Genomic DNA, 22,246 nt, shown 5'->3' on the forward strand with positions numbered 1-22,246 from the left:
GCGGGGGATGCGCCGGCCGGTCATCCCAGACCGAAGAACCTCCGGACCTCGGCGAGGACCTCGCCGGCGCGGTCGGTGCCGAGGAAGCCGTGCTCCGCCCCGGACAGCTCGACCAGGCGGCACTCCACGCCGTCGCGCCGACAGGTCTCGGCGAGCGCGCGTGCCTCGGGGAGGAGCGCGTCGAGACTTCCGACGGCCACGAGCGTCCGGGGGAGGCCGGCTGCGGAGAGCTGCAGGCGCGGTGCCTCGTCGAGGTCCGCGACCCGCGCCCAGGACCGGAACGAGAACGCCGACAGCTCACGGTCGGGGCCACCCGGCCGATCCGTGTCGAAGGAACGCAGGGTGAGATCGAGGTTGGGGTTCGTCAGCAGCAGCCCGGACACCGGCGAGGTCGTGCGTACGGCGGCCGACCGCGCCACCGCGCCACCCGCGGAGTCGCCGCACAGGAACACCTGCGCGAAGCCGTCCTGGGCGAGGAGCGCCACTCCGTCGAGAGCATCCGCGACGGAGTCGTCGAGCGACGCCTCGGGGGCGAGCCGGTAGTCCACGGAGAGGACCACGACGCCCAGCTCCTCGGCGAGCCGCCGGCACGACCTGTCCTGCAGCTCGAGGTCGCCGAACAGTCCGTATCCTCCGTGGAGGAAGACCATCGCGGCATCCGGGCGGGGGAGCGCCGGCCGATAGCGGCGCATCGCCACACCCCCGCGCTGGAGATCCTCGACGCTGCCGTCGAACGGCCGGCGCGCACGCCCGAGCGCCCGGGCGTGCGCCTCGCGGCGGAGCTTCTCGACGTCGATCTGCGGCACGGGCTTGATTCTGCTCAGGCGACGTCCCAGGCGAACCCGTCGGGGTCGGTGAACGTGCCGGCGTCGTTCACGATGACGATCCGGTGCGAACCGTCGCCGTCGACGGGCACGCCGGCGTCCTTCGCCAGGGCCTTCCGGCCGTAGAGGCCGAGCTTCACATGCCCCTCGGGCGCCTTGAACTCGACGTACTTGCGGCCGAAGCTGCGCTCGACCTCCAGCCCGTGGTCGACGTAGAACTGCTTGGTCTCGGCGACGTCGGACGCGCCGATGAGCAGCACGACCTCGTCGATCTCGCGCACGGGGCGTCCCTTCTCCTTCTTCGACGGCGTCGCGGCCTTCCAGATCGCGCCGTCGGGCGCCTGGACGACACCGCCGTAGCCCCACAGGCTCTTGGCGGCCGGCCTTAGCACGGTGGCGCCGGCGTCGACCGCCGTGCCGAGATAGCTGTCGACGCTCGACGGCTGCGGCAGCACCAGCGACAGCGTGTACGCGCGGAAACCGGAGGTCGGCTCTTCGGACGTCCGGACGGTCACAAGGTCGCCCAGGCCGAACGCGTCCTCGTAGAACTGTGCTGCCGCCGCCGGGTCCGGCGCCTCGAGGGTGAGCGATGCGATGGAAGTCATGACTGCTCCTTCAACGGATGGTCTCGTCGTCCGGGTGGACGCGATGTCGATGACTTCACGCTAGAAGCCGGGGGAGGGGAGGGGCTTCTCGATTCGTGACCGATGCTCTGAGGCGTCATCCTCCGGGCTTGGTGGCGCGGACTATCGCGCTGTGCATGCCGGCCGCCGCCTCGTGGGTGAACTCGACCTCCGCCTCGGCGAAGCCGACGGCGGCGAGCCCGTCGAGGTACTCACGGCGTGACAGCGCACCCGCGATGCAGCCGACGTACGACCCTCGCTCGGCGCGGTCGGCCGTCGTCAGGTGGTCCTCCGCGACGACGTCCGAGATCCCGATCCGCCCGCCCGGGCCCAGCACGCGGAACATCTCGGCGAGCACCTTGTGCTTGTCCACCGAAAGGTTGACCACGCAGTTGGAGATCACGACGTCGACCGCTGCGTCGGGCAGCGGGACGTCCTCGATCGTGCCCTTGAGGAACCGCACGTTGTCGGCACCGGCCTTCTCCGCGTTCGCCCGTGCCAGGTCGAGCATCTCGTCGGTCATGTCGACGCCGTACGCGAACCCCGTGGGTCCGACGCGCCGCGCGGACAGCAGCACGTCGATGCCGCCGCCCGAGCCGAGATCGAGGACCTTCTCGCCGGGACTCAGGGCGGCGACCATCAAAGGGTTGCCGCACCCGAGGCTCGCGGCCAGCGCCTCGGCAGGGAGCTCCGCGGTCTCGTCGGGTGCGTACAGCCCGGCACCGAACGTGTCGTCGACCTCGCCGCCAGGTCCGCAGCACGGAGCCGACGCGGACGCTGAAGGGGAGCAGCAGGTGCTGCCCTCCGTCGTGTCGAGGACCGCCGCGTTGCTCGCGCCCTCACGAACCCTGACCGCAGCCTCGGCGTAGCGCCGGCGGACCTCGTCACGCAGCGCCTCGTCGGACGTCCCCATCACGCACCTCCACGCATTGAAGAATGTCAATACATCGACGGTCGCGCGTCGACCGAACCATGTCAATACTCCGAGGCCCCCGCGGCGAGCTGGGGCATCCGCGGGGGCCAGGCGGCCTGCGACGTCGAGCTCGGCTTCACGGTCGACGTCTGACCTCAGGCGCTGGTGAGGACCACGAGCTGCTGCGTCGCGCGGGTCATGGCGACGTAGCGGTCGACAGCGCCTTCGACGCCGGTCCCGAACGTCGCGGGATCGATCAGCACGACGAGGTCGAACTCGAGACCCTTCACGTTCTCCGGCGTGAGCGAGCGTGCGCGGGCGGTCGCGTCGTACGCGGTGGTGTCGACGACCTCGGCGGCGACGATGCAGGCCGTGCCCTCGTCGTACGTCCTCAGCCAGTCGCCGAGGACCTCTCCGAGATCCGACGTCGAACCGTGCACGACCGGGATGCCGCTCGCGCGGACCGAGGTGGGCACGTTGGCGTCCGGGAGCGCAGCGCGGATCACGGGCTCGGCCGCCGCCATGACCTCCTCCGGGGTCCGGTAGTTGATCGTCAACGACGCGAGCTCGACCTGGTCGAGGCCGATCCGCTCGAGCCGCTCCTTCCACGACTCGGTGAACCCGTGCCGGGCCTGCGCACGGTCGCCGACGATCGTGAAGCTGCGCGACGGGCACCGCAGCAGGAGCATCTGCCACTCCGCGTCGGTCAGCTCCTGGGCCTCGTCCACGACGACGTGGGCGAACGGTCCGGCCAGCAGGTCGGGATCGACGGTCTCACCCCCGGCGTCGTCGACGAGCGAGTTCCGCATGTCCTGGCCGCGGAGCATCGTCATGAGCATCAGCTCGGAGTCGTCGGCCGCGATGAGATCGTCGACGACCCGGTCCATCTGCTCGCGCTCGGTGGCGAGACGATCGGCCTCGCGCCTGCGCCGACGCGCTGCCTCCGGGTCACCGAGACGCTGTCGTGCCGCGTCGAGCAGCGGCAGGTCGGAGACCGTCCACCCCTTCGCGTCGACGCGCTGGAGCCGCGCCACCTCCTCGGTCGTGAGCCAGGGAGCGCAGAGGCGGAGGTACGCGGGCACCGTCCAGAGGTCGCTCACGAGGTCGTCCGGGTCGACGAGGGGCCAGGCCTTCGCGAGCGCCTCGCGAAGCTCCGCGTTCTGCGAGAGCGATCGCCGGACGAGGTCCGCCGAGATCTCGTCGTCCTCGCCGTGCTTGTCGACGAGGATCGCCAGCAGCTCGTCCCACACCTGCTCGCGCGCCTCGTTGTGAGGGGTGCCCGGGTCCGGCGAGCGGAACGCCTCGGCCCAGTCGTCGGCACTGAGCCACACGTCGGACCAGTGCGTCTCGACCACCATGCCCTCGGTCGGTGGCTCTTCGTAGATCCCGACGGCGGCCTCGATCGCGTGCACCATCCCGGCCGTCGCCTTCAGCCCGGCGACCTCGTCGTCGCTCTCGACCGCCGCCGAGGCGCCTTCGGGAACGAGGTCGCGCACCGTGCAGGTCTGGACGCCCTCCTCGCCGAGGCTGGGCAGCACGTCGGCGACGTACGCGAGGTACGGCTGGTGGGGCCCCACGAACAGAACACCGCCGCGTCGGTGCCCCAGGCGGGGATCGGAGTAGAGCAGGTATGCCGTCCGGTGCAGCGCCACCACGGTCTTGCCGGTCCCCGGCCCTCCGTCGACGACCAGCGCGCCCCGGGAACCGGCGCGGATGATCGCGTCCTGGTCGGCCTGGATGGTGCCGAGGACGTCACGCATCGTCGAGGACCGGCTGCTCCCCAGGCTGGCGATGAAGGCGGAGTCGTCGTCGAGCGCGGCGTTCCCCTCGTGGCCGTCGGGGGTGAACACCTCGTCCCAGTAGTCGCTGATCCGGCCTTGGTTCCAGCGATAGCGACGGCGGCTCGCGAGCCCCATCGGACGGGCCAGCGTGGCGGCGAAGAACGGCTCGGCGGCGGGGGAGCGCCAGTCGACCAGGAGCCGGCGTCCGTCACGGTCGGTGAGGCCGAGGCGACCGACGTACACCGGCGCGTCGCCGTCCGTGCCGACGACCCTGCCGAGGCACAGGTCGAGGCTGAACCGACGGAAGGTCCGCAGCCGGGCGGTGAGCCGATGGATCTCCTGGTCGCGTTCGAGGGCCGCCGTACCCCCGCGACCGGGAGCCTTGCGCGCGGCGTCGAGGCGTTCGGTCAGGTCCGCGATCGTGTGCTCGAGGCTCTCGGCGATCGCCGCGAAGTGCTGCTCGTCGGCGGCGACGAGCGCGGGATCGGCCTTGGCCGGGTGGTCGACGAGGGAGAAAACGCTGGGCGTCTCAGAAGGCAAGTGATCAGCTCCAAATCGAGGTCGAAGGAGATTGTGCGGGACGGACGGGGGCTTGTTTCAAGCCCCCCAGGGCGCTATACCTTGGAAAGGAGAGGGGAGTGGTTTCCCCTCTTTTCTCATTTCCCCGCCCTGTCGCCCCGCGCCTATCGTGTGCGGGTGCCCCTCGCGTTGATCACCGGCGCCGCGCGCGCCGACAGCATCGCCGCCGGCGTCGTCCCTCGGCTCGCCGCCGACGGCTGGGACGTGGCGACCAGCGACCTCAGCGACGTCGACCATCCGTGCGACCTGTCGCTGCCAGCGGCGCCGCAGCAGCTCGTCGACGAGGTCGTCCGCGAGCGCGGCCCGATCACCGCGCTCGTCCTGAGCCACGCATACGACGTCGAGACCGGCGTCCTCGACACCACCGCCGAGAGCTTCGACCGCCACGTGGCGGTGAACGCGCGTGCCAGCCTCCTGCTGATCGCGGCGTTCGCCCGCCAGGTCCCCGCCGGCGGCGGAGCAGTCGTGGCGCTCACCAGCGACCACACGACCGGCAACCTCCCGTACGGCGCCTCCAAAGGCGCGCTCGACCGCATCGTGATCTCCGCGGCGCGCGAGCTCGGCCCCCGAGGCATCTCCGCCAACGTGGTCAACCCGGGTCCGATCGACACCGGGTGGATGGATGCCGAGACGCGCGAGTCCCTGACCGGCCACCACCCGCTCGGTCGGTTGGGCACCCCGGCGGACATCGCCGGCGTGGTCGCGTTCCTCGTGTCACCGGCAGGGCGATGGGTCTCCGGTCAGCTGCTGCACGCCGACGGAGCCTTCTCCGCCCGCTACTGAGCGAGCACGCAGAACTCGTTGCCGTCCGGGTCGGCCATCAGGACTCGGCCGCCGCCGAGGTGACCGCTGTCGATCCGTCTCGCCCCGAGCGCGACGAGACGAGCGACCTCCGCCTGCGGGTCGCCGTCGGCCGGGGGAGCGAGGTCGAAGTGCAGCCGGTTCTTGCCGGTCTTCGGCGCCACGGGCGGTCCACCCCACGTGACCTTCGGACCCCCGTGGGGTGAGCGGATCGCGGTCTCCTGGTCCTGGTCCCAGACCAGCGGCCAGCCCAGCGCCTCGCTCCAGAAGTAGCCGACCGCCTGCGAGCCGTCGCACGAGAGCGCCCCGATGAACCCGCAGTCGGCGAGGAAGTTGTTGCCCGGCTCGATCACGCAGAACTCGTTGCCCTCGGGGTCGGCGAGCACGACGTGCTCCGCGTCGGGCCCCTGACCGATGTCCAGGTGGCTGCCGCCGAGCCGCAGCGCCCTGGCGACCGTCGCCTGCTGGTCGTCGAGGGAGGTGCTCGTCAGGTCGAAGTGGATCTGGTTCTGCCCGGACCTCTGCTCGTCGCTGGCGACGAACCGGAGCCGGAACCCGGTGTCATCGCGGGGGAGCAGGTCGACGCCGTCGGGGGAGTCGTCCGTCGTGTCCCAGGCGAGGACCCCGGCCCAGAAACGGGCGAGTGCGGGCGGGTCGTACGCGTCGAAGCAGAGTGCGTGCAGGGTCGTCGTCATCGCCGTCCTCCTACGGTCGCCGACCGGACTTCTGTGACGTGAGCGAGGACGGCGGTCAACGGTTCGGGAACGCGTCCGGGCTCCAGCGCCTCGACGAGCAGAGCCGCGTACCGTGCCTTGCGACCCGACCTCACCCCGAGGAAGCGTCGGAGCACGGCCTCGCGGGACCAGCTCCGCTGAGCCGGCATGCCCGCCAGCAGGCGCAGGGAGGACGACTCGCCCGCCGCCTCGATCACAGCCTCGACGCCCTCGACGCCGAGCGCGCGCACGAGCTCGTCCTCCAGGTCTGCCGTGCAGGCGAAGAATCCCAGCTCCGCCAGGCGGTCGCGGTCGGCTGCGGCGCTCAGCCCCGCTGCGACCAGACCGCGCTGGAGCTTGTCCTCCTCCGGAAGGTCGTAGAGCCCGGCCAGCCGAAGGCCGAGCTCCTGCGGCCCGAAGCGCGTCGCGAACGCCCGCGTGTTGGTGACCCCTCCCATGGCGACGACCTCGACGCCGTCGGCGACGAGATCCCGTCCCTGGCGAGCCGCCAGCGTCTGCAGCGCGACCCGGTCGCTGTTCCCCTCGACCAGGACGACGGCTTGCGGAGTGGTCACCTCGCCATTGAAGGTGGGGTGGTCGGGAGGGTCAACCGGGTTTCGGCGGAGGAGCAGCGATGGGCGAGGTGCACGTCAACATGAACGTCACGCTCGACGGCGTGATCCAGGCGAACGGCGGCCCGACCATGCAGGACGGCGACTTCCGGTACGCCGGGTGGGAGCGCCCGTACTGGAGCGAGGAGTCCGGCGCCCAGCTCGACGCGGACGTCGCGGCATCCGACGCGCTCCTGCTGGGTCGTACGACGTACGACATCTTCCGCGGCTACTGGCCTGGGCAGGCCGACGCGATCGGACAGGTGTTCGACCGGGTGCCCAAGTACGTCGCCTCACGTGGAGAGCCGGAGCTCACGTGGGAGCACAGCACCCAGGTCTCCGACGCTGCGGCCCAGGTGCCGGAGCTGCGCGAGCGCCACCAGCAGATCCACACCTGGGGCAGCGGCGACCTGCTGCAGACGCTGTTCCGCGAAGGCCTGGTCGACCAGGTGAACCTCTGGATCTGTCCCGTCGTGATCGGCGAGGGCAAGCGGATCTTCCCGGACGGCACGCGACCGACCCGGTTCGCGTTGCACGAGGCGCCGACCGCATATCCGTCAGGCGTCACCCTGATGCGGCTCCGGCGTCTGGAGGGACCGCCGGAGACCGAATGAGGAACGGGCGTTCTGACGCGCCGATAAGCGACATTATGTCAGTTCTTGATCTGCATGCTGCATCAGATGAATCACTGGCTTCGGCCTGAACCACTTCCCTCCTGAAGTTGCGTGAACCGGTCTGACCTGCTGAAACGAGGCAGCGTCTGCTATCGAGGCGCTTGGCGTGCGGCGAAAGCATCTGGGCCGAGGCTCGTTGCTGCCATCGCGACACGCCGTTGACCCGCGCAAACACCGAGTGAGTCTCATTTTGGATGTATCCACAATCTCGGGAGCTTTTTCGATGCAGGTTGATGGCTCCGTACGGGTCCTGCTCGTCGAGTCTGTGCCCGTCCCCGACGAGCAAGTCCGGTCCAGCACTTCGCCAGCTGGCATCACCTTCGCCGCATCCGGGCCAAGGCGGCCGCCGGCGCGACCACGCGCGGGCCTGTCCACTCCGCCAAGCAGGAGATCGCCGAAACGGTGAAGTTCCTCGTGTGGCTCTACGAACCGGTGCCAGACTTCAGGCATGGCGGGGATCCTGGCGACCTGGATTCGCGAATACCTCGACGACAACGAAGTGTCGCTGCTGCCCAGCGCCCCGGAAGTCGAAGTGCGTCGCAACACCTGGTCATACGGCGTTGGCCTTGAACAGCCGTCGTCGCGCCAAGAGCTTGTCGATTCGATTGCCTTTGTGGTGACCGGGCTCAGCACTAGATGGGCGGGAAGCGACGTTCACGCCCAGTTCTACGCCTGGTACGACCCGCAGGCCGGACAACTGCGTTGCTCCGTCACTTCACAGGGGAATCTCCCCTTCAGCGGCAGGATCCGTATCACCGAAGACCTGGACGAGGTCATCGCGGAGGTGCTCGAAGACGCCTCGCCCGGCGTCATCTCGTGGGGCGACGAGGCTGCCCTCGTGCATGAAGACGACATCGACCATGAGCCACAGCCTGTGCCGGTGTGGGCTACTGCAGTCACTTGAGTTGCGAGCCCAGATTGCTTTCACCCGCGGCTTCGGGGACCTGCCCGGTTTGCTCAGCGCGGCTTCTCATCAAGGATGGTTCCATCGCGGCGGAACAGGGCTGCGATGGCTTCGCGCGTCTCGTTCACCCACGTCTGGATCCAGTCGCTGGACTGGGCCGACGGTCGAGCTAGCCAGCTCGCAGCGGCCGTCCGTGCCAAGGTGTGGAACTGCTCTGGCGCTGAGCGGCCGATCTCATACAGATCTTCAAGCTCCGCCCACGCGCAGTAGAGATCACCGGCGTGCGGCATTTCTGGATCCTCGAGAAGGTCATTCCGCGACCAGAAGATCGCCTGATACGCCGAGTCGGGGTCTTCTGCTGCAAGTGCGGCACGGGCTGCCGGGTCGGCCTTCGCGAGGAGCTGCCACTCGCGGTCCAATGCGTCCACTGTCACGCCGAAAACATAGAACGAATCCGCGGTGCCACGCTTCCTGAATGAGGCGGAGTGCCACTGCATCGCGAGAATCTCCTCCTTCTCAGCGACGAGGGCATAACGAAGCTGGCCAGCCAGAAGCGGCCAACTGTCGACCACCCGCTGCGCTGTACCATCCATGCGGCTCAATCCAGATTTCGAGCGCGCCACCACTGACCGCCGACCGCGACTTGTGGGTTCGGCGTCGTTGCTTGGCGGAAGCGCTCGTCGAGCATCGCGACCAACTCGGCGAGCCGTCTCCCCCGTCGACCGCCCCGCAGGATCAGTGCTTCGAGCTGGTCACGAGCGTCGAGACCGTCATCACCGTCGCACTGTGGACATCCAGTGACATGCGACGCACCGCCAGCCCCGGCGCGTTTCACGAGGTGTTCGTAGGAGCGGAGGTACGACTGGGTGTAGTCGCCGTTGAAAGTCCTGGACGCGCGAGGCCTCATAGGCGTCGCGCGGGATTCGATTCGAGTCATCTGCTGCGCCGTGACGTTGCGCGATCCGGTGAGGATACGCCGCCAGCGTACGCGACGTAACCGCCGCAGCAGCTACGAATACGCTCAGACTTGGTACGCAGCCTGTCAATTCATTGCCACGAGCCCCTCTCTTGACCTCGGCGATACTGGGCCTGTGGAGTACGTGTCCAGAGTGCCGCGACCGCCGCTGGACGGGCTGATCGACGACCTCTACTACCTGGAGGGTGCGCCGCCGTACGCCCTGCTGACGTTACCGCCGTCGCCGTCGGCGTTGCTCATCGTGAACCTCGGCGCGCCGTTCCGCGTCCGCGCCGGCGCCGACCTCGAGACAGCGGCGTACGCCGACGGCTGCGTGGTCACGATGCGCACCCGTGCGTTGGAGTTCGGCTACCCGGCGCAGACCCGCTCGGTCGGTGTGCACGTCAAGCCGTGGGGTCTGGCGCCGTTCCTGCCGATGCCCGCCGCCGAGCTGCGCGACCGGCCGGTGACGTTGGAACAGGTCTGGGGCCGGCCCGCCACCGCTGAGCTGCGCGACCGGCTGGCCGCGGCGCCCGGACCCCACGAGATGCTGACGCTGCTCGAGGACGAGCTCAGACGACGGCTGAGCGAGGCGGCAGGACTGGGGCTGGTCCGACATACGAGCCGCGTCATCGCGACGGCCAGCGGCTCGGTGGCGGTCGCCGACCTGAGCGCGGCCGCCGGTGTCAGCAGCACTCACCTGTCGCAGCGTTTCAAAGAGCTCGTCGGGGTCACGCCGAAACGCCTTGCCCGCACCTATCGCTTCACTGCCGCCGTATTCTCGATCGACCCCGCCGTACCGGTCGACTGGGCCGGCCTCGCCGCCGGCGCCGGCTACTTCGACCAGGCCCACTTCGTCCACGAGTTCAAGGAGTTCACCGGGCTCACGCCGACGCGGTACGTCGAGGTCAGGCGGCGGTTCCTGCGCGAGCACCCGGGCCACGCGCTCGACGGGTGGTCACTGCCGGCCGATTGATTTCGTACAAGAGCGACTGCTCGTGACGCGCTAGCTTGGGGGCTCCCCAGACCAGAGGAGAGGCCATGAGCAAGGTGGTCATGTACGCGTCGGCGTCCGTGGACGGCTTCATCGCCGACGACAACGACCAGCCCGGGCCGCTGTTCGACTGGCTGACCGGCGGTGACGTGCCGTTGGACGAGAGCGGCGTGCTGAAGGTGTCGCAGGCCTCGTACGACTACACCCGGCCGTACTGGGACCAGATCGGTGCGACGATCGCCGGCCGCCGCGTCTTCGACCTGACGGACGGCTGGGACGGCGAGCCTCCGGGCGGGGTCGACCACGTGGTCGTCGTGACGCACCGGCCGAGGCCCGAGGGGTGGGCCCCCGAGGCGCCGTTCCACTTCGTCGACGGCGCCAAGGCGGCCGTGGCCAAGGCGCGGGAGCTCGCGGGTGACCGTCTTGTCGAGGTCGCCGCCGGCGACGTCGGCGGCCAGGTGCTGGCTGCAGGCCTCGTCGACGAGGTGCGCATGGACGTCGTGCCGGTCGTGCTCGGGTCCGGCAAGCGCTACTTCGGGTCGGTCGACGCGCAGCACCTGCTGGAGGATCCTGACGAGGTGATTCAAGGCAACCGGGTGCTTCACCTGCGCTTCCCAGTGCGCCGTTGACCCTTACCACTACCCCGTGAGCCCATCGCCGATGAGAAATCGTGCGCGCGGCTGTCGAATCCAGTGCCTCCCGATCGACGCATAGATGAGCAACGAGAGGCGCCGGTCACGGCACCGGTCCGAGGCACACGTGGAGGTCGCAGATGAAGGTCATGATCCTGGGCAAGGCGACGGCGGAGACCGAGGCGGGCGTGCTCGCCAGTCCTGAGGACTTCGAGGCGATGGAGCAGTACGTCGCCAAGCTGGCTGCGGCGGGGATCGTCCTCGCCGGCGACGGGCTGGCGCCGACGAGCAAGGGCAAACGGGTGGCCATCGACGCCGACGGCAAGGCCACGGTGGTCGACGGCCCGTTCGCCGAGGCGAAGGAGCTGATCGCGGGCTACCAGATCTGGGAGGTCTCCTCCCTCGAGGAAGCCGTCGAGTGGGTGAAGCGCTCCCCCGTGCGCAGCAGCGAGGTCGAGATCCGCAAGATCCTCGACGCCTCGGACTTCGACCCCGCGTTCGCGGAGCAGGTCGCGGCGGCCGAGGAGGACGCGCGCTGAGGATCGGCCGTGACCCGCGCGCCCTCAGCGACCCAGCAGGCGATCGAGGCGGTCTGGCGGATCGAGGCCGCCCGGCTGGTCTCCGCGTTGGCCGGCCTCGTGTCCGATGTCGGCCTGGCCGAGGACCTGGCGCAGGACGCCCTCGTCGCCGCCCTCGAGCAGTGGCCTGAGTCGGGGGTGCCGGACAACCCGGGCGCGTGGCTCATGGCGGTGGCGCACCGGCGCGGCGTCGACACCATCCGCCGGGCGGTGCTCCTCCGACGCAAGGTCGAGCTGCTCGGTCGCGAGCTCCCCGCCCACGAGGCCCCGATGGACGAGATAGAGCTCGAGTCGCACGTCGACGACGCCGTGCTCCGGCTGATGTTCACCGCCTGCCACCCGGTGCTCTCGGCGGAAGCACGCGTGGCGCTGGCCCTCAAGGTGGTCGCCGGGCTGTCCACCGAGGAGATCGCCCGGGCGTTCCGGGTGAAGACGACCACGATGGCGGCCCGGATCACCCGGGCGAAGAAGACGCTCGCGGAGGCTCGCGTGCCGTTCGAGGTCCCCGTCGGGGACGCGCTCGCCGACCGGCTGGGCTCCGTGCTCGACACCGTCCTGCTGGTCTTCAACGAGGGCTACACCGCGACGGCCGGCGCGTCCTGGGCACGTGCCGACCTGTGCCAGGAAGCCATGCGTCTCGGACGGATGCTCACGTCGCTGGCGCCCCGCGAACCCGAGGCGCACGCGGTGGTGGCGCTGATGGAGATCCAGGCCTCACGCCTGCCCGCTCGCACCGGACCGTCCGGCGAGATCGTCACGCTGGACGAGCAGGACCGTGGACGGTGGGACCGGTTGCTCATCACCCACGGTCTGGGTGCGCTCGATCGAGTGGAGGAGCTGGGTGGCACGGGTCCCTATGCCCTCCAGGCGAGGATCGCGGCCTGCCACGCCCGCGCACCGAGCGCCGACGCGACCGACTGGGAGCGGATCGCCTCCCTGTACGAGGTGCTCGCGACGTCGTACCCCTCCCCGATCGTCGAGCTCAACCGCGCGGTCGCCGTGGCGATGGCCCACGGGCCCGCCGCGGGACTCGCCCTGGCGGACACGCTGGTGGACGTGCCGGCGATGCGCTCCTACCACCTGCTGCCGAGCGTCCGCGGGGACCTCCTCGCGAGGCTCGGCCGCTCGGCCGAGGCACGAGCCGAGTTCGCCCGCGCGGCGAGCCTGACCGCCAACGCCGCCGAACGCGCGCACCTCCTCGCCCGCGTCATGGACGCGTGATGATGTCGAGAAGCGACGACCCGCTCCGCTCTACAGGTGAAGGGCTCGCAACGCGCGACCCACGACACCAGGAGGTCACCATGCCGAAGTACCTGCTCCTCAAGCACTACCGTGGCGGCCCTGAGCCGCACCGCCCCGTGCCGCCGATGGACCAGTGGGCACCCGAGGACGTCGAGGCGCACATGGCGTTCCTCAAGCACGTGAACGACATGCTCGAGGAGAACGGTGAGCTCGTGGACGCCCAGGCGCTCGTCCCCAGCCGGACCTGGGTGCGCTACGGCGGCCCGGACGCGGCCCCGGTGACCACGGACGGGCCGCACCCCGAGACCAGCGACCTCGTCGCCGGGTGGTTCATGATCGACGTCGATTCCCACGACCGAGCGCTCGAGGTCGCGGCGTACGTCTCCTCCGAGCCCGGCCCCGGTGGATCCCCACTGTACGAGTGGATCGACGTGCGGGAGGTCATGGCCGGACCTCCGACGGAGGACTGACCCGGGTGGTCGACGATCCGGTACGACGGCTGGACGAGGGCGCGCTGCGCGCCCTCGTCCCCCGGGTCCTCGCGGGCCTCGTACGGCGCGGCGAGGACTTCGACGCCGCCGAGGACGCGCTCCAGGAGGCGCTCGTGGAGGCACTCCGGGTCTGGCCCGAGCATCCGCCGCGCGACCCGCGCGCGTGGCTGACGACGGTCGCGACGCGGCGCCTCGTCGATGCCCGGCGCAGCGAGGCCGCCCGGCTCCGGCGTGAGGAGGCGACGTACGCGCAGCCGCGAGGGAGAGCCACCGAAGAGGGTGACGACACCCTCTTCCTGCTCTTCTGCTGCTGTCACCCCGACCTGTCCCCCGCGTCGCAGGTCGCCCTCACGCTGCGAGCCGTCGGCGGCCTGACGACGCGCGAGATCGCCGACGCCTTCTACGTCCCCGAGGCGACGATGGCGCAGCGCATCAGTCGCGCCAAGCGAACCCTGCGCGGGCGCCGGCTCGACCAGCCCGGCGACCTGGCCGTCGTGCTGCGCGTGCTGTACCTGGTCTACACCGCCGGTCACGCCGAACGCGTCGACCTGGCTGCCGAGGCGATCCGGCTCGCTCGCCAGCTCACGCTCGCCACGGACGAACCCGAGGCGCGCGGGCTCCTCGCCCTCATGCTCCTGAACCACGCCCGGCTGCCCGCCCGGATCGACACCGAGGGCCGCATCGTCACGCTCGACCGCCAGGACCGCAGCCTGTGGGACGGGCGCGAGATCGCCGAAGGCGTCCGCGTCCTGCAGTCCGCGCTCGCCGTGCAGACGGATGCCGCTCCCCCGGGCCGCTACCAGATCGAGGCTGCGATCGCCGCCCTGCACGACGACGCCATGACCGCCGAGGAGACCGACTGGCCCCAGATCCTCGCCTGGTACGACGACCTCGTCGCGCTGAGCGACGACCCGGTGCGCGAGCACCCTGCCGCCGTGCTCGCGCGCGCGATCGCGGTGGGCCACGTCCTGGGCGGGGCCGCCGGCCTGCGGGAGACGGACCGCGTGCGCGAGGTGATCGGCGAGCGCCACCGCTGGCACGCCGTGCGCGGTCACCTGTCCGAGCTCGACGGCGACCTGCTCGCGGCCGGGGCGTCGTACGCCGAGGCCGCACGGCTGGCCACGAACGTCGCGGAGCACGAGCACCTCGTACGCCAGGCTGCACGCGTGCGGGCGACCGTCCGGAAGGGGGCGTCATGAGGCTCGCCGCGCCTCGGCCCGTCGGGCGCGCCCGAGGCCTGCTGCGCCGATCGCGACGCTGACCAGCCCGAGCACCACCGCCACGACGGCACCACCCAGGCCGTTGCCGGTGCCGAGCCCTCCGTCCGCCGTCAGCGCGACCGTCGCACCCACGGCAGCGCCGACCGCACCTGCGCCGACAGCCACCACCCCTCCCCTGCGCCCGCCGGCCGGGCCTGCGCGCCGGGCCCGCACGAGCGCGACGACGCCCGCGACGATCCCGATCAGGGCGACCACGGCGGCGCCCGAGGCGGCGAGCCGCTCCGCTGTCAGGTCGTACGCGTCCGCGGCCACCGTCTGTGCTCGCACGATCTCCGTCACGGCGTTCATCGCGACGCTCCGGCGGGGCTCGCGACGGGCGGCAGGTACGCGTCCGCGCGGCCCTCCACGTGGAGCTGCGGGAGCCGTGCCAGCATCCGTGGCAACCACCAGTTGCGTTCACCCAGCAGCAGCATCACGGCGGGCACGAGCAGCATCCGCACGATCGTGGCGTCGATCAGGATGGCGGCGACCATGCCGACGCCGAAGCACGTGAACACGAGCCCGTCCATGCCGAGGAGCATCGCGAACACGACGATCATGATGCTCGCGGCCGCGGTGATCACGCGTCCCGTGCCGGCGAGCCCGGACAGCACCGCCTGCCGGTTATCGCGGGTCCGGCTCCACGTCTCGCTCATCCGGCTGATGAGGAACACCTCGTAGTCCATCGAGAGCCCGAACAGCAGGGCGAACATGATGACCGGGATGTATCCCGCCAGCGGCGCGGGCTCGTCGATCCCGACCAGCCCTCCGGCCCAGCCGCCCTCGAGGAAGTAGGCGAGGACGCCGTACGCGGCCGCGACCGACAGGAGGTTCATCACCGCGGCCGTGACCGGGATGACGACGCTGCGGAACGCCACGGTGAGAAGGACCATCGACACCAGCACGACTCCCCCGACGAGGTACGGCAGGCGGTCCACGAGCGACGCGTTGAGGTCGATGCTGGTGGCCGTCCGACCTCCGACGTGCGCGGTCGCACCACTCCCCTGCGTCGCCACCGGGATCACCTCGTCGCGGACCGCGTGCACCAGGTCCTCGGTCGTCGCATCCTGCGGACCGGTCGTCGGCACGACGGTGAAGAGTGCCGTGTCTCCGTCGGGACTGACCCGTGCCGGTGACACCGCGGCGACGTCGGGCGTGCTCGCGAGGCCCTCCTGCAACCGGTCCAGCACCACACCGTCCGCCCCCTTCGCGAGGTCGGCGACGACCAGCAGCGGCCCGTTGTAGCCGGGCCCGAAGCCGCTCGCCAGCGTGTCGTACGCCTGCCGGTTCGACGTGTCCTTCGCATCGTTGCTCGCGTCGGGCATCGCGAAGCTCACCCCGAGGAACGGCAGGGCGAGGACGATCAGCACCGCGACCGCACCGACCGTCGCCAGGACGCCGTGCCGCTCCACGAGCCGGCTCCACCGCACCCATGCCGCCGACGGTGCCAGGTGGCCGTCGGCCCCGACCGCGGCACCACGGCGACGGCGCCCCAGCGGCAGCCGCAGCCGATCGACCCACCGCCCGGTGTACCCCAGCAGCGCAGGGAAGAGCGTGGCCGCCGCGACGACGACCACGAGCACCGCCAGCATCGCGACGAGCGCCGTCCCGTCCATGATCGACAGCCCCATCGCGAACAGGCCGAGCATGCTGATCATGACCGTCGCTCCGGCGACGAGGACAGCCCGGCCCGCGGTGTCGAGCGCCGCCGCCGTCGCGGCCTCAGGGTCGAGCCCGGCGGCACGCCACTCGCGGAACCGCGTCACCATGAGCAGCGCGTAGTCGATCCCGACCGCGATGCCCAGCATCGCCGCGATCGTCGTCGCGAACTCGGGGACGTCCACCACGGCGGCCGCCAGACCGACCAGGCTCGCGCTCACCGCGAGGCTCGCGATCGCCATCACCAGCGGCAACCCCGCGGCGACGAGCGAGCCGAACACGATCAGCAGGACGACCGCGGCCGCGATCAGCCCGACCGCCTCGGCGTTGCTCATCGGAGTCTCCGCAGCGCGCACCGCGTCTCCGCTCAGCGCGACGTCGATCGTGCCACCGTCGACCGCGTCGGCGGCGGCCAGCAGGCGCTCGGTGTCCTCGACCGGCATGTCGTTCGGGTTCGCCACGTCGAGGTAGAGGCGCGCCACCAGGACCTGGTCGTCGGGCGAGACCGCCTGCGCGAGCGCGTCGGCCGAGGCGTACGGGTTCTCCACCTCGGCGACGTGCGGCACGCTCTCGAGCTGCGCGACCAGTGCCCCGACCTCCGCACGCACCTCGGGCGACGTGACGTCGTCCGCACGCACGACGACGTCGATCCGGTCGCCTGCCTGCGCGGGGAACCGGTCCGCGAGAAGGCTCTGCGCCTTCTCGGAGTCCGACCCCGGCAGCGACGTGCCGTTGACGAACTCTCCGCCGAACGCTGACGAGAGTCCGACGGCGGCGCACAGGGCGAGGAACCAGGCGATCAGCACCGTCCCGCGCCGGCGGAAGCACACCCGGGCCAGCCGCCCCAGGGGGCCGGGCCGGGTCGCGCGCGCCGGGACGGGGCCGTCCTGGCGGGACGCGCTGTGGCTGTCTGTCGTGTCCGTCGTTGGGTTCATCCCACGATCGTCGGGCCGCAGAAGCCGTCGGGTCGTCGGCCGGCGGACGGCCGTACGCCCCTCGTTCGGCGTGAGGACGCCGGCGGTGACCGCGCTCCTCGACGTAGACCCTCACGCTTCTCGACGGAGCCCGATCGCCGCGCCGGACCCTATGATCACGACATGCGCGATCGCACGGGAGGGTTTCGACTGCCCGTCGCGGCTCAGGACCTGCTGCTGGCGGCCTTCGTCGCCGTGATGCAGGTCCAGGGCGTGCGCAGGGCGGCCGAGTCGTCGGAGGTGGCGGCGCGTCCGCTCGACGACCTCGGCCTGCTCGGTCCGGCACTGCTCGCCGTGAGCGGCCTCGCCCTCGCCGTACGCCGCCGCTGGCCCGTCCCGGTGTTCGTGACCGTCGCCTCGTGCAGCCTGGCGTACTACGCGGTCGACCTGCCCGACGGACCGACCTGGCTCGCGCTCTTCGTCGCCCTCTACACGGTCACCGCGTACGGCGACGGTCGGCGCTCCCTGCTCGTCGCCGCCGCGGGCATCGGCGTGCTGTCAGTCGGCTGGCTGGTGGCAGCCGCGGACATCGAGCCCAAGGCCGCTCTCGGTTGGGTGTTCTTCCGCATCGGGGCGTCGGTCATGAGCGCCGCGCTCGGCGAGTCCGTGCGCTCGCGCAAGGTCATCGCCGCCGACGCCGTCGAGCGTGCCGAGCTGGCCGAGCGCACCCGCGAGGACGAGGCGCGCGCACGCGTGGACGCCGAGCGGCTTCGGATCGCGCGCGAGGTCCACGACACCGTCGCGCACGCGATCGCGATCATCAACGTCCAGGCCGGCGTGACCGCGCACGTGCTCGACAGGCGCCCCGAGCGCGCCAAGGAGTCCCTGACAGCGATCGAGCAGACCAGCGCCCAGGCGCTGCGCGAGATCCGGACGATCCTCGGGGTCCTGCGGGCCGACTCCGACGACCGTGCGCCGCTGGTCGGGATCGAGGGGATCGACGACCTCGTCGCGCAGGCGCGCGACGCCGGGCTCGACGTCAAGACCGAGGCCGCCCCTCCCCCGGCGACCCTCCCGAGCACGGTGAGCGCCGCCGTCTACCGGATCGTCCAGGAGTCGCTCACCAACGTGATCCGCCATGCCGGTCCGACGCGGGTGACGGTCGTGCTCGCGTACGAGGCCGACGCGGTCGCCGTCCGGGTGACCGACGAGGGCCCGCGCGGCTCCGTCCCACCGTCGGTCGACCCCGCTCCCCCGGGCGTGCCTGGCCGGGGGCTGGTCGGCATGCAGGAGCGGTGCGACCTTCTCGGCGGGGCCCTCACCGCCGGGCCTCTCCCGGACGGCGGGTTCGAGGTCAGCGCGCGGCTCCCGGTCGTGCCGGCGGGAGAGACGTCACGATGACCGTCGGTACGCCGCGTGCCGGCGCGCGCGTGAGGGTTCTTCTCGCCGACGACGAACGCCTCGTCCGATCGGGGTTCAGGGTGCTCCTCGAGGTTGAGGACGACGTCGAGGTGGTCGGCGAGGCCACCAACGGCGCCGAGGCCGTGGAGCTGGCGCGCGCCACCCGGCCGGACGTGGTCCTGATGGACATCCGGATGCCGGGCGTCGACGGGATCCGTGCCACCGCGGAGATTGCGCGGACGGCGGGCCTCGAGCGTGTCAAGGTGCTGATCCTGACCACGTACGAGACGGACGCCTACGTGTTCGAGGCCCTGGAGTCCGGTGCCTCCGGCTTCCTGCTGAAGGACGCAGGGCCGGCGGAGCTCCTGCACGCGATCCGCGTCGTGGCTGCGGGCGACGCGCTCCTCGCGCCGCGGATCACCCGGCGGCTCATCGCGCAGGTGACGGCACAACGAGCCGCCGCCCAGGCCTCTGAGCGGCGGCTCGCGGTGCTGACCAGCCGGGAGCGCGAGGTGCTCGCGCTCGTCGGCAAGGGGCTGAGCAACGACGAGATCGGGGCCTCGCTGTTCCTCAGTCCGGCCACCGCCCGCACCCATGTGAGCCATGCGATGGTCAAGCTCGGCGCACGCGACCGCGCACAGCTGGTCGTGATCGCGTACGAGACCGGGCTCGTCGGGACGTAGCGCGCCGCGCCGGGCGGCAGCGCCCGCGCGGGCCTCAGTCCTGGTCCGCGATGTGCACGTCGTGGGGGCAGGGTGCGCCTGCGCCCGTCTCGACGAGCGACTTCAGGCTCATGATGTAGGTCGCCCACTTCGTGCTGCAGTGGTGCATGAACTCGACCGGCTCCTTCCAGCCGCGGTGCGCGAACATCAGGATCGTGTAGTCGCCCTCCTGGCGGAGGTCCCAGTCGATCGTCGTCCCCACCCACTCCTCGGGGCCGTCGACCACCTTCCACCCGACGTGCTCGGACGACCGCAGGTCCTGGACCTCCATGTCGAAGCCACCGAGCGGGAAGCGGAACTCGACCACTCCCCCGACGTCGTCGGGCTTCCCCTTCGTGTCCTCGGTCCACCAGCCGGCGAGACCATCGATCGTCGCGAGCGCGTCGTACACCTTCTCGGGCGACGTCGTCTCGACCCCGACCCTGTGCAGGATGTCCACCATCTGTACTTCCTCTCGTCGGTGCGCAGGGCGCACTGATTCCTCCCACCGCGTGGCGCGGCGGGCTGCTCGGGGTGCGGCGACCGGGGCTCAGGCCTCCCGGTCGCGCTGGATCGCCTCGGCGATCCTCTTGATGCGGTGCAGCCGTGCCTCCCAGCTCGCACCGACCGAGGCCAGCTGGGCCACGGCGCGGGCGAGCTGCGCCTCGTCGACCTGGTAGCGGCGTTCGCGCCCGGCCGTCGTGCCGTGCACGAGTCCGGCCTGGTCCAGCACGTTCAGGTGCTTGGCGACGGCCTGGCGTGTCACGGGGAGCTGGTCGCTCAGCGACGTGGCCGTGCCCGGCCCCGACGCCAGCAGCAGGTCGAGCATCCGGCGTCGGGTGGGATCACCGATCGCCGACCAGAGGTCGTCGTCGACGTCCTCGGCGACCCCGACGCTCATCGCCGCGTCTCCAGCGTCGCCACGTACGGCGCGATCCGCGCGAGGTAGAAGTCCCAGCCCGTGACGTGCTCGTGGTACTGCTGCTCGAGGACGGCGGCCTCCCAGCCCATCTCGCGGAACCCGGTCTCGGTCATCTTGAGGAGGGTGCCGCCGCCCTTGGGCGTGAGGTCGAAGGTGACGAGCAGCGAGTTGCCCTCCCTCGCGTCCTCGTCGGCCGGGTGCGTCCACCGGAACGAGAAGGTCCGAGGCGGGTTCGCCTCGAGCACGGAGAAGGCGACGACGGTCCCGTCGGTGTCCCGGTCCCCGAAGACGATCTCTCCCCGCGAGCCGGGCCGCACCTCGTACGACGCCTCGTCCGGCCACCACTCCTTGAGGTGGTCGGGACTGCTCACGACCTCGAAGACGATCTCCGGCGACGCGTCGACGTAGATCTCGCGCTCGATGGTTCCGAACTCCATGGGATCCTCCTGCAACCGTTGGTTGCGCATTACGCTACGCTCCCTCTGCCTGATATGCAACCATCGGTTGCGCATTCTCCGAGAAGTTTCTCCTCCTCCGTGTCACAGGCGGCGCACCGTCGGTGTCTTCATGCCGAGAGCAACCCAGACCAGGAGGAGACATGACCAGCACGACCCGCGTCCCCGCGACCGAGATCACCGGCGTGTACGGCACGCTTCTCAAGACGATGGCCCGCAAGATGGTCGGCAAGGTGCCCGACTCGGCCGGCGTGATGTGGAACCACCGCACGATCTTCATGGACATGATGAAGTTCGGCCGCAAGGTCGAGAAGTGGGACCGCCTCGACCCGAACCTCGCCTCGTTCGCGTCCATGGCGGCGGCCGCCACGATCGGGTGCGACGCCTGTCTCGACCTGCACTACTTCATGGCGCACAACCACGGGCTCGACGAGACGAAGGCTCGCGAGGTGCCCCGCTGGCGCGAGTCGGAGGTGTTCACCCCGCTCGAGCGGCGTGTCATGGAGTACACCGTGGCGATGTGCCAGACCCCGCCGGCCGTCACCGACGCGATGTCGGCCGCCCTTCTGGACGACCTCGGAGCCGCCGGACTCATCGAGCTGACCGCACGCGTCGGCGCGATGAACATGGCCGCCCGATCGAACATCGCGCTCGGCATCCACTCGGAGGAGTTCGCCGCGGCCTGCGGTCTGCCGCCGCTGGCCGACCCGAGCGCCGTCGTACGCTCGCCCGCATGAGCGACGACGCCTTCGTCACCCACCGCAGCCTGCTCTTCACGGTCGCGTACGAGATGCTCGGCTCTGCCGCCGACGCCGAGGACGTCGTCCAGGAGACCTGGCTGCGGTGGGCCGGCGTCGACCACGACGAGGTCCGCGACGCACGCGCGTACCTGGTCCGCATCGTCACCCGGCAGGCGCTCAACCGGCTGCGGGCGGTCTCGCGTCGCCGCGAGGACTACGTCGGCGAGTGGCTCCCCGAGCCCCTGCTGACCACGCCCGACGTCGCCGAGGACGTCGAGCTCGCGGAGAGCGTCTCCTTCGCGATGCTCACCGTGCTCGAGACGCTGAGCCCGACCGAGCGCGCGGTCTTCGTGCTGCGCGAGGTGTTCGTGACGCCGTACGACGAGATCGCGGAGGCGGTCGGCAAGTCGCCGGCGGCGGTCCGGCAGGTCGCGCACCGCGCTCGCGAGCACGTCGCCGCCCGCCGTCCCCACACCACGGTGTCCGTGGCGGAGACGCGGGGCGCGCTCGAGGCCTTCCGGCGGGCGGTGGAGACCGGGGACCTGCAGAGCCTGGTGGACGTCCTCGCCCCGGACGTGGTCGCGCTGAGCGACGGCGGTGGCATCGCCCAGGCCGTCCCGCGGCCGATCGTGGGTGCCGACAAGGTCGCGCGTCTCTTCGGCGCGGGGCTGGCCAGGGTCGGGGCGGCGATGTCGGTGGATCCGGCCCAGGTCAACGGCTGGCCGGCGCTCATCGCCCGGCTCGACGGGAAGCTCGACGGCGTTCTCGCGGTCCGGGTCGAAGGCGGCCTCGTCACCGAGCTCTACTACGTCCGCAACCCGGAGAAGCTGACCCGCCTCGGGGGCGAGATGACGCTCAGCCGCTGAGCCCCGCCCGCCGC

Annotated in this window: 25 protein-coding genes; 13 read left to right on the forward strand and 12 right to left on the reverse strand. The window is 71.0% G+C overall.

What is annotated here, in order from left to right; translation table 11 throughout:
* Positions 1 to 20 precede the first annotated feature (20 nt).
* From ACQSSQ_RS10445 to helR, 4 genes are all read right to left on the reverse strand, one after another.
* Positions 21 to 806, reverse strand: coding sequence for an alpha/beta hydrolase (locus ACQSSQ_RS10445; RefSeq protein WP_431327014.1), 786 nt, complete (start codon positions 804 to 806; stop codon positions 21 to 23).
* 14 nt (positions 807 to 820) lie between these two features.
* Positions 821 to 1,429: a VOC family protein gene (locus tag ACQSSQ_RS10450; protein WP_431327015.1), complete on the reverse strand. Its 609-nt coding sequence runs from the start codon at positions 1,427 to 1,429 to the stop codon at positions 821 to 823.
* Between the two features lie 115 nt (positions 1,430 to 1,544).
* Positions 1,545 to 2,360, reverse strand: a complete 816-nt coding sequence (gene arsM / locus ACQSSQ_RS10455) for an arsenite methyltransferase (RefSeq protein WP_431327016.1) — start codon at positions 2,358 to 2,360, stop codon at positions 1,545 to 1,547.
* A gap of 155 nt (positions 2,361 to 2,515) precedes the next feature.
* On the reverse strand, positions 2,516 to 4,681 hold the full coding sequence (helR, locus tag ACQSSQ_RS10460; protein WP_431327017.1) for an RNA polymerase recycling motor ATPase HelR: 2,166 nt from the start codon (positions 4,679 to 4,681) through the stop codon (positions 2,516 to 2,518).
* A gap of 156 nt (positions 4,682 to 4,837) precedes the next feature.
* Between helR and ACQSSQ_RS10465 the strand changes: the two genes are divergently transcribed.
* Complete coding sequence (locus ACQSSQ_RS10465; RefSeq protein ID WP_431327018.1) at positions 4,838 to 5,503, forward strand: SDR family oxidoreductase; 666 nt, start codon at positions 4,838 to 4,840, stop codon at positions 5,501 to 5,503.
* Here the strand turns inward: ACQSSQ_RS10465 and ACQSSQ_RS10470 are convergent.
* Positions 5,497 to 6,216 carry a VOC family protein gene (locus ACQSSQ_RS10470; RefSeq protein ID WP_431327019.1) on the reverse strand — a complete coding sequence of 240 codons (720 nt, stop codon included), beginning with the start codon at positions 6,214 to 6,216 and terminating at the stop codon, positions 5,497 to 5,499. The two genes, ACQSSQ_RS10465 and ACQSSQ_RS10470, sit on opposite strands and share 7 nt — an antisense overlap.
* Positions 6,213 to 6,809, reverse strand: a complete 597-nt coding sequence (locus ACQSSQ_RS10475; RefSeq protein WP_431327020.1) for a TOPRIM nucleotidyl transferase/hydrolase domain-containing protein — start codon at positions 6,807 to 6,809, stop codon at positions 6,213 to 6,215. The genes ACQSSQ_RS10470 and ACQSSQ_RS10475 overlap by 4 nt, the downstream gene beginning before the upstream one ends.
* Before the next feature lie 59 nt (positions 6,810 to 6,868).
* Between ACQSSQ_RS10475 and ACQSSQ_RS10480 the strand changes: the two genes are divergently transcribed.
* Positions 6,869 to 7,459 carry a dihydrofolate reductase family protein gene (locus tag ACQSSQ_RS10480; RefSeq protein ID WP_431327021.1) on the forward strand — a complete coding sequence of 197 codons (591 nt, stop codon included), beginning with the start codon at positions 6,869 to 6,871 and terminating at the stop codon, positions 7,457 to 7,459.
* 508 nt (positions 7,460 to 7,967) lie between these two features.
* A complete protein-coding gene (locus tag ACQSSQ_RS10485) occupies positions 7,968 to 8,423 on the forward strand; it encodes a hypothetical protein (RefSeq protein ID WP_431327022.1) in 456 nt (151 codons plus the stop codon).
* Between the two features lie 53 nt (positions 8,424 to 8,476).
* Here the strand turns inward: ACQSSQ_RS10485 and ACQSSQ_RS10490 are convergent, their stop codons facing one another.
* Positions 8,477 to 9,016, reverse strand: coding sequence for a hypothetical protein (locus ACQSSQ_RS10490; protein WP_431327023.1), 540 nt, complete (start codon positions 9,014 to 9,016; stop codon positions 8,477 to 8,479).
* 498 nt (positions 9,017 to 9,514) lie between these two features.
* Between ACQSSQ_RS10490 and ACQSSQ_RS10495 the strand changes: the two genes are divergently transcribed.
* From ACQSSQ_RS10495 to ACQSSQ_RS10520, 6 genes are all read left to right on the forward strand, one after another.
* A complete protein-coding gene (locus ACQSSQ_RS10495; RefSeq protein WP_431327024.1) occupies positions 9,515 to 10,354 on the forward strand; it encodes a helix-turn-helix domain-containing protein in 840 nt (279 codons plus the stop codon).
* Positions 10,355 to 10,419: 65 nt separating this feature from the next.
* The gene (locus tag ACQSSQ_RS10500) at positions 10,420 to 11,001 is read left to right on the forward strand and encodes a dihydrofolate reductase family protein (RefSeq protein ID WP_431327025.1); all 582 of its coding nucleotides are present in this window, start codon (positions 10,420 to 10,422) and stop codon (positions 10,999 to 11,001) included.
* A gap of 143 nt (positions 11,002 to 11,144) precedes the next feature.
* Entirely contained in the window at positions 11,145 to 11,543 is a 399-nt protein-coding gene (locus ACQSSQ_RS10505; RefSeq protein ID WP_431327026.1) for a YciI family protein, read from the forward strand.
* 9 nt (positions 11,544 to 11,552) lie between these two features.
* Complete coding sequence (locus tag ACQSSQ_RS10510; protein ID WP_431327027.1) at positions 11,553 to 12,803, forward strand: RNA polymerase sigma factor; 1,251 nt, start codon at positions 11,553 to 11,555, stop codon at positions 12,801 to 12,803.
* Between the two features lie 80 nt (positions 12,804 to 12,883).
* Positions 12,884 to 13,294, forward strand: coding sequence for a YciI family protein (locus ACQSSQ_RS10515; RefSeq protein ID WP_431327028.1), 411 nt, complete (start codon positions 12,884 to 12,886; stop codon positions 13,292 to 13,294).
* A gap of 5 nt (positions 13,295 to 13,299) precedes the next feature.
* Complete coding sequence (locus ACQSSQ_RS10520) at positions 13,300 to 14,514, forward strand: RNA polymerase sigma factor (protein WP_431327029.1); 1,215 nt, start codon at positions 13,300 to 13,302, stop codon at positions 14,512 to 14,514.
* On the opposite strand, the gene ACQSSQ_RS10525 is transcribed toward ACQSSQ_RS10520, so the two are convergent.
* Together ACQSSQ_RS10525 and ACQSSQ_RS10530 are read right to left on the reverse strand one after the other, a co-directional pair.
* Complete coding sequence (locus tag ACQSSQ_RS10525; protein ID WP_431327030.1) at positions 14,509 to 14,883, reverse strand: DUF6223 family protein; 375 nt, start codon at positions 14,881 to 14,883, stop codon at positions 14,509 to 14,511. The two genes, ACQSSQ_RS10520 and ACQSSQ_RS10525, sit on opposite strands and share 6 nt — an antisense overlap.
* Positions 14,880 to 17,168 (reverse strand): MMPL family transporter, encoded by a 2,289-nt coding sequence (locus tag ACQSSQ_RS10530; protein ID WP_431327031.1) that lies wholly within the window; start codon positions 17,166 to 17,168, stop codon positions 14,880 to 14,882. The genes ACQSSQ_RS10525 and ACQSSQ_RS10530 overlap by 4 nt, the downstream gene beginning before the upstream one ends.
* Positions 17,169 to 17,330: 162 nt before the next feature.
* Between ACQSSQ_RS10530 and ACQSSQ_RS10535 the strand changes: the two genes are divergently transcribed.
* Both ACQSSQ_RS10535 and ACQSSQ_RS10540 read left to right on the forward strand, forming a co-directional pair.
* Positions 17,331 to 18,548: a sensor histidine kinase gene (locus ACQSSQ_RS10535; RefSeq protein ID WP_431327032.1), complete on the forward strand. Its 1,218-nt coding sequence runs from the start codon at positions 17,331 to 17,333 to the stop codon at positions 18,546 to 18,548.
* On the forward strand, positions 18,545 to 19,231 hold the full coding sequence (locus ACQSSQ_RS10540) for a response regulator transcription factor (protein WP_431327033.1): 687 nt from the start codon (positions 18,545 to 18,547) through the stop codon (positions 19,229 to 19,231). The genes ACQSSQ_RS10535 and ACQSSQ_RS10540 overlap by 4 nt, the downstream gene beginning before the upstream one ends.
* A gap of 34 nt (positions 19,232 to 19,265) precedes the next feature.
* Here ACQSSQ_RS10540 and ACQSSQ_RS10545 read toward each other — a convergent pair whose 3' ends face one another.
* The 3 genes from ACQSSQ_RS10545 to ACQSSQ_RS10555 all read right to left on the reverse strand — a co-directional run bounded on the left by ACQSSQ_RS10545 (position 19,266) and on the right by ACQSSQ_RS10555 (position 20,608).
* On the reverse strand, positions 19,266 to 19,712 hold the full coding sequence (locus ACQSSQ_RS10545; RefSeq protein ID WP_431327034.1) for an SRPBCC family protein: 447 nt from the start codon (positions 19,710 to 19,712) through the stop codon (positions 19,266 to 19,268).
* Positions 19,713 to 19,799: 87 nt separating this feature from the next.
* Positions 19,800 to 20,150 carry an ArsR/SmtB family transcription factor gene (locus tag ACQSSQ_RS10550; RefSeq protein ID WP_431327035.1) on the reverse strand — a complete coding sequence of 117 codons (351 nt, stop codon included), beginning with the start codon at positions 20,148 to 20,150 and terminating at the stop codon, positions 19,800 to 19,802.
* Entirely contained in the window at positions 20,147 to 20,608 is a 462-nt protein-coding gene (locus ACQSSQ_RS10555) for an SRPBCC family protein (RefSeq protein ID WP_431327036.1), read from the reverse strand. The genes ACQSSQ_RS10550 and ACQSSQ_RS10555 overlap by 4 nt, the downstream gene beginning before the upstream one ends.
* A 161-nt stretch (positions 20,609 to 20,769) precedes the next feature.
* Here ACQSSQ_RS10555 and ACQSSQ_RS10560 point away from each other — a divergent pair, with 161 nt between their 5' ends.
* Both ACQSSQ_RS10560 and ACQSSQ_RS10565 read left to right on the forward strand, forming a co-directional pair.
* Positions 20,770 to 21,363 (forward strand): carboxymuconolactone decarboxylase family protein, encoded by a 594-nt coding sequence (locus ACQSSQ_RS10560; protein WP_431327037.1) that lies wholly within the window; start codon positions 20,770 to 20,772, stop codon positions 21,361 to 21,363.
* Entirely contained in the window at positions 21,360 to 22,232 is an 873-nt protein-coding gene (locus ACQSSQ_RS10565) for an RNA polymerase sigma-70 factor (RefSeq protein WP_431327038.1), read from the forward strand. Before ACQSSQ_RS10560 ends, ACQSSQ_RS10565 begins: the two co-directional genes overlap by 4 nt.
* Positions 22,233 to 22,246: the final 14 nt, after the last annotated feature.

It is taken from the genome of Mumia spirodelae, assembly GCF_050632745.1.
Classification (GTDB): Bacteria; Actinomycetota; Actinomycetes; order Propionibacteriales; family Nocardioidaceae; genus Mumia.

Coding starts and splice junctions, on each gene's coding strand:
- ACQSSQ_RS10450 (WP_431327015.1), bottom strand. CDS start 1,429: ATGACTTCCATCGCATCGCTCACCCTCGAGGCGCCGGACCCGGCGGCG.
- arsM (WP_431327016.1), bottom strand. CDS start 2,360: ATGGGGACGTCCGACGAGGCGCTGCGTGACGAGGTCCGCCGGCGCTAC.
- ACQSSQ_RS10470 (WP_431327019.1), bottom strand. CDS start 6,216: ATGACGACGACCCTGCACGCACTCTGCTTCGACGCGTACGACCCGCCC.
- ACQSSQ_RS10480 (WP_431327021.1), top strand. CDS start 6,869: ATGGGCGAGGTGCACGTCAACATGAACGTCACGCTCGACGGCGTGATC.
- ACQSSQ_RS10485 (WP_431327022.1), top strand. CDS start 7,968: ATGGCGGGGATCCTGGCGACCTGGATTCGCGAATACCTCGACGACAAC.
- ACQSSQ_RS10490 (WP_431327023.1), bottom strand. CDS start 9,016: ATGGATGGTACAGCGCAGCGGGTGGTCGACAGTTGGCCGCTTCTGGCT.
- ACQSSQ_RS10500 (WP_431327025.1), top strand. CDS start 10,420: ATGAGCAAGGTGGTCATGTACGCGTCGGCGTCCGTGGACGGCTTCATC.
- ACQSSQ_RS10505 (WP_431327026.1), top strand. CDS start 11,145: ATGAAGGTCATGATCCTGGGCAAGGCGACGGCGGAGACCGAGGCGGGC.
- ACQSSQ_RS10515 (WP_431327028.1), top strand. CDS start 12,884: ATGCCGAAGTACCTGCTCCTCAAGCACTACCGTGGCGGCCCTGAGCCG.
- ACQSSQ_RS10525 (WP_431327030.1), bottom strand. CDS start 14,883: ATGAACGCCGTGACGGAGATCGTGCGAGCACAGACGGTGGCCGCGGAC.
- ACQSSQ_RS10530 (WP_431327031.1), bottom strand. CDS start 17,168: ATGAACCCAACGACGGACACGACAGACAGCCACAGCGCGTCCCGCCAG.
- ACQSSQ_RS10535 (WP_431327032.1), top strand. CDS start 17,331: ATGCGCGATCGCACGGGAGGGTTTCGACTGCCCGTCGCGGCTCAGGAC.
- ACQSSQ_RS10540 (WP_431327033.1), top strand. CDS start 18,545: ATGACCGTCGGTACGCCGCGTGCCGGCGCGCGCGTGAGGGTTCTTCTC.
- ACQSSQ_RS10545 (WP_431327034.1), bottom strand. CDS start 19,712: ATGGTGGACATCCTGCACAGGGTCGGGGTCGAGACGACGTCGCCCGAG.
- ACQSSQ_RS10550 (WP_431327035.1), bottom strand. CDS start 20,150: ATGAGCGTCGGGGTCGCCGAGGACGTCGACGACGACCTCTGGTCGGCG.
- ACQSSQ_RS10555 (WP_431327036.1), bottom strand. CDS start 20,608: ATGGAGTTCGGAACCATCGAGCGCGAGATCTACGTCGACGCGTCGCCG.
- ACQSSQ_RS10560 (WP_431327037.1), top strand. CDS start 20,770: ATGACCAGCACGACCCGCGTCCCCGCGACCGAGATCACCGGCGTGTAC.
- ACQSSQ_RS10565 (WP_431327038.1), top strand. CDS start 21,360: ATGAGCGACGACGCCTTCGTCACCCACCGCAGCCTGCTCTTCACGGTC.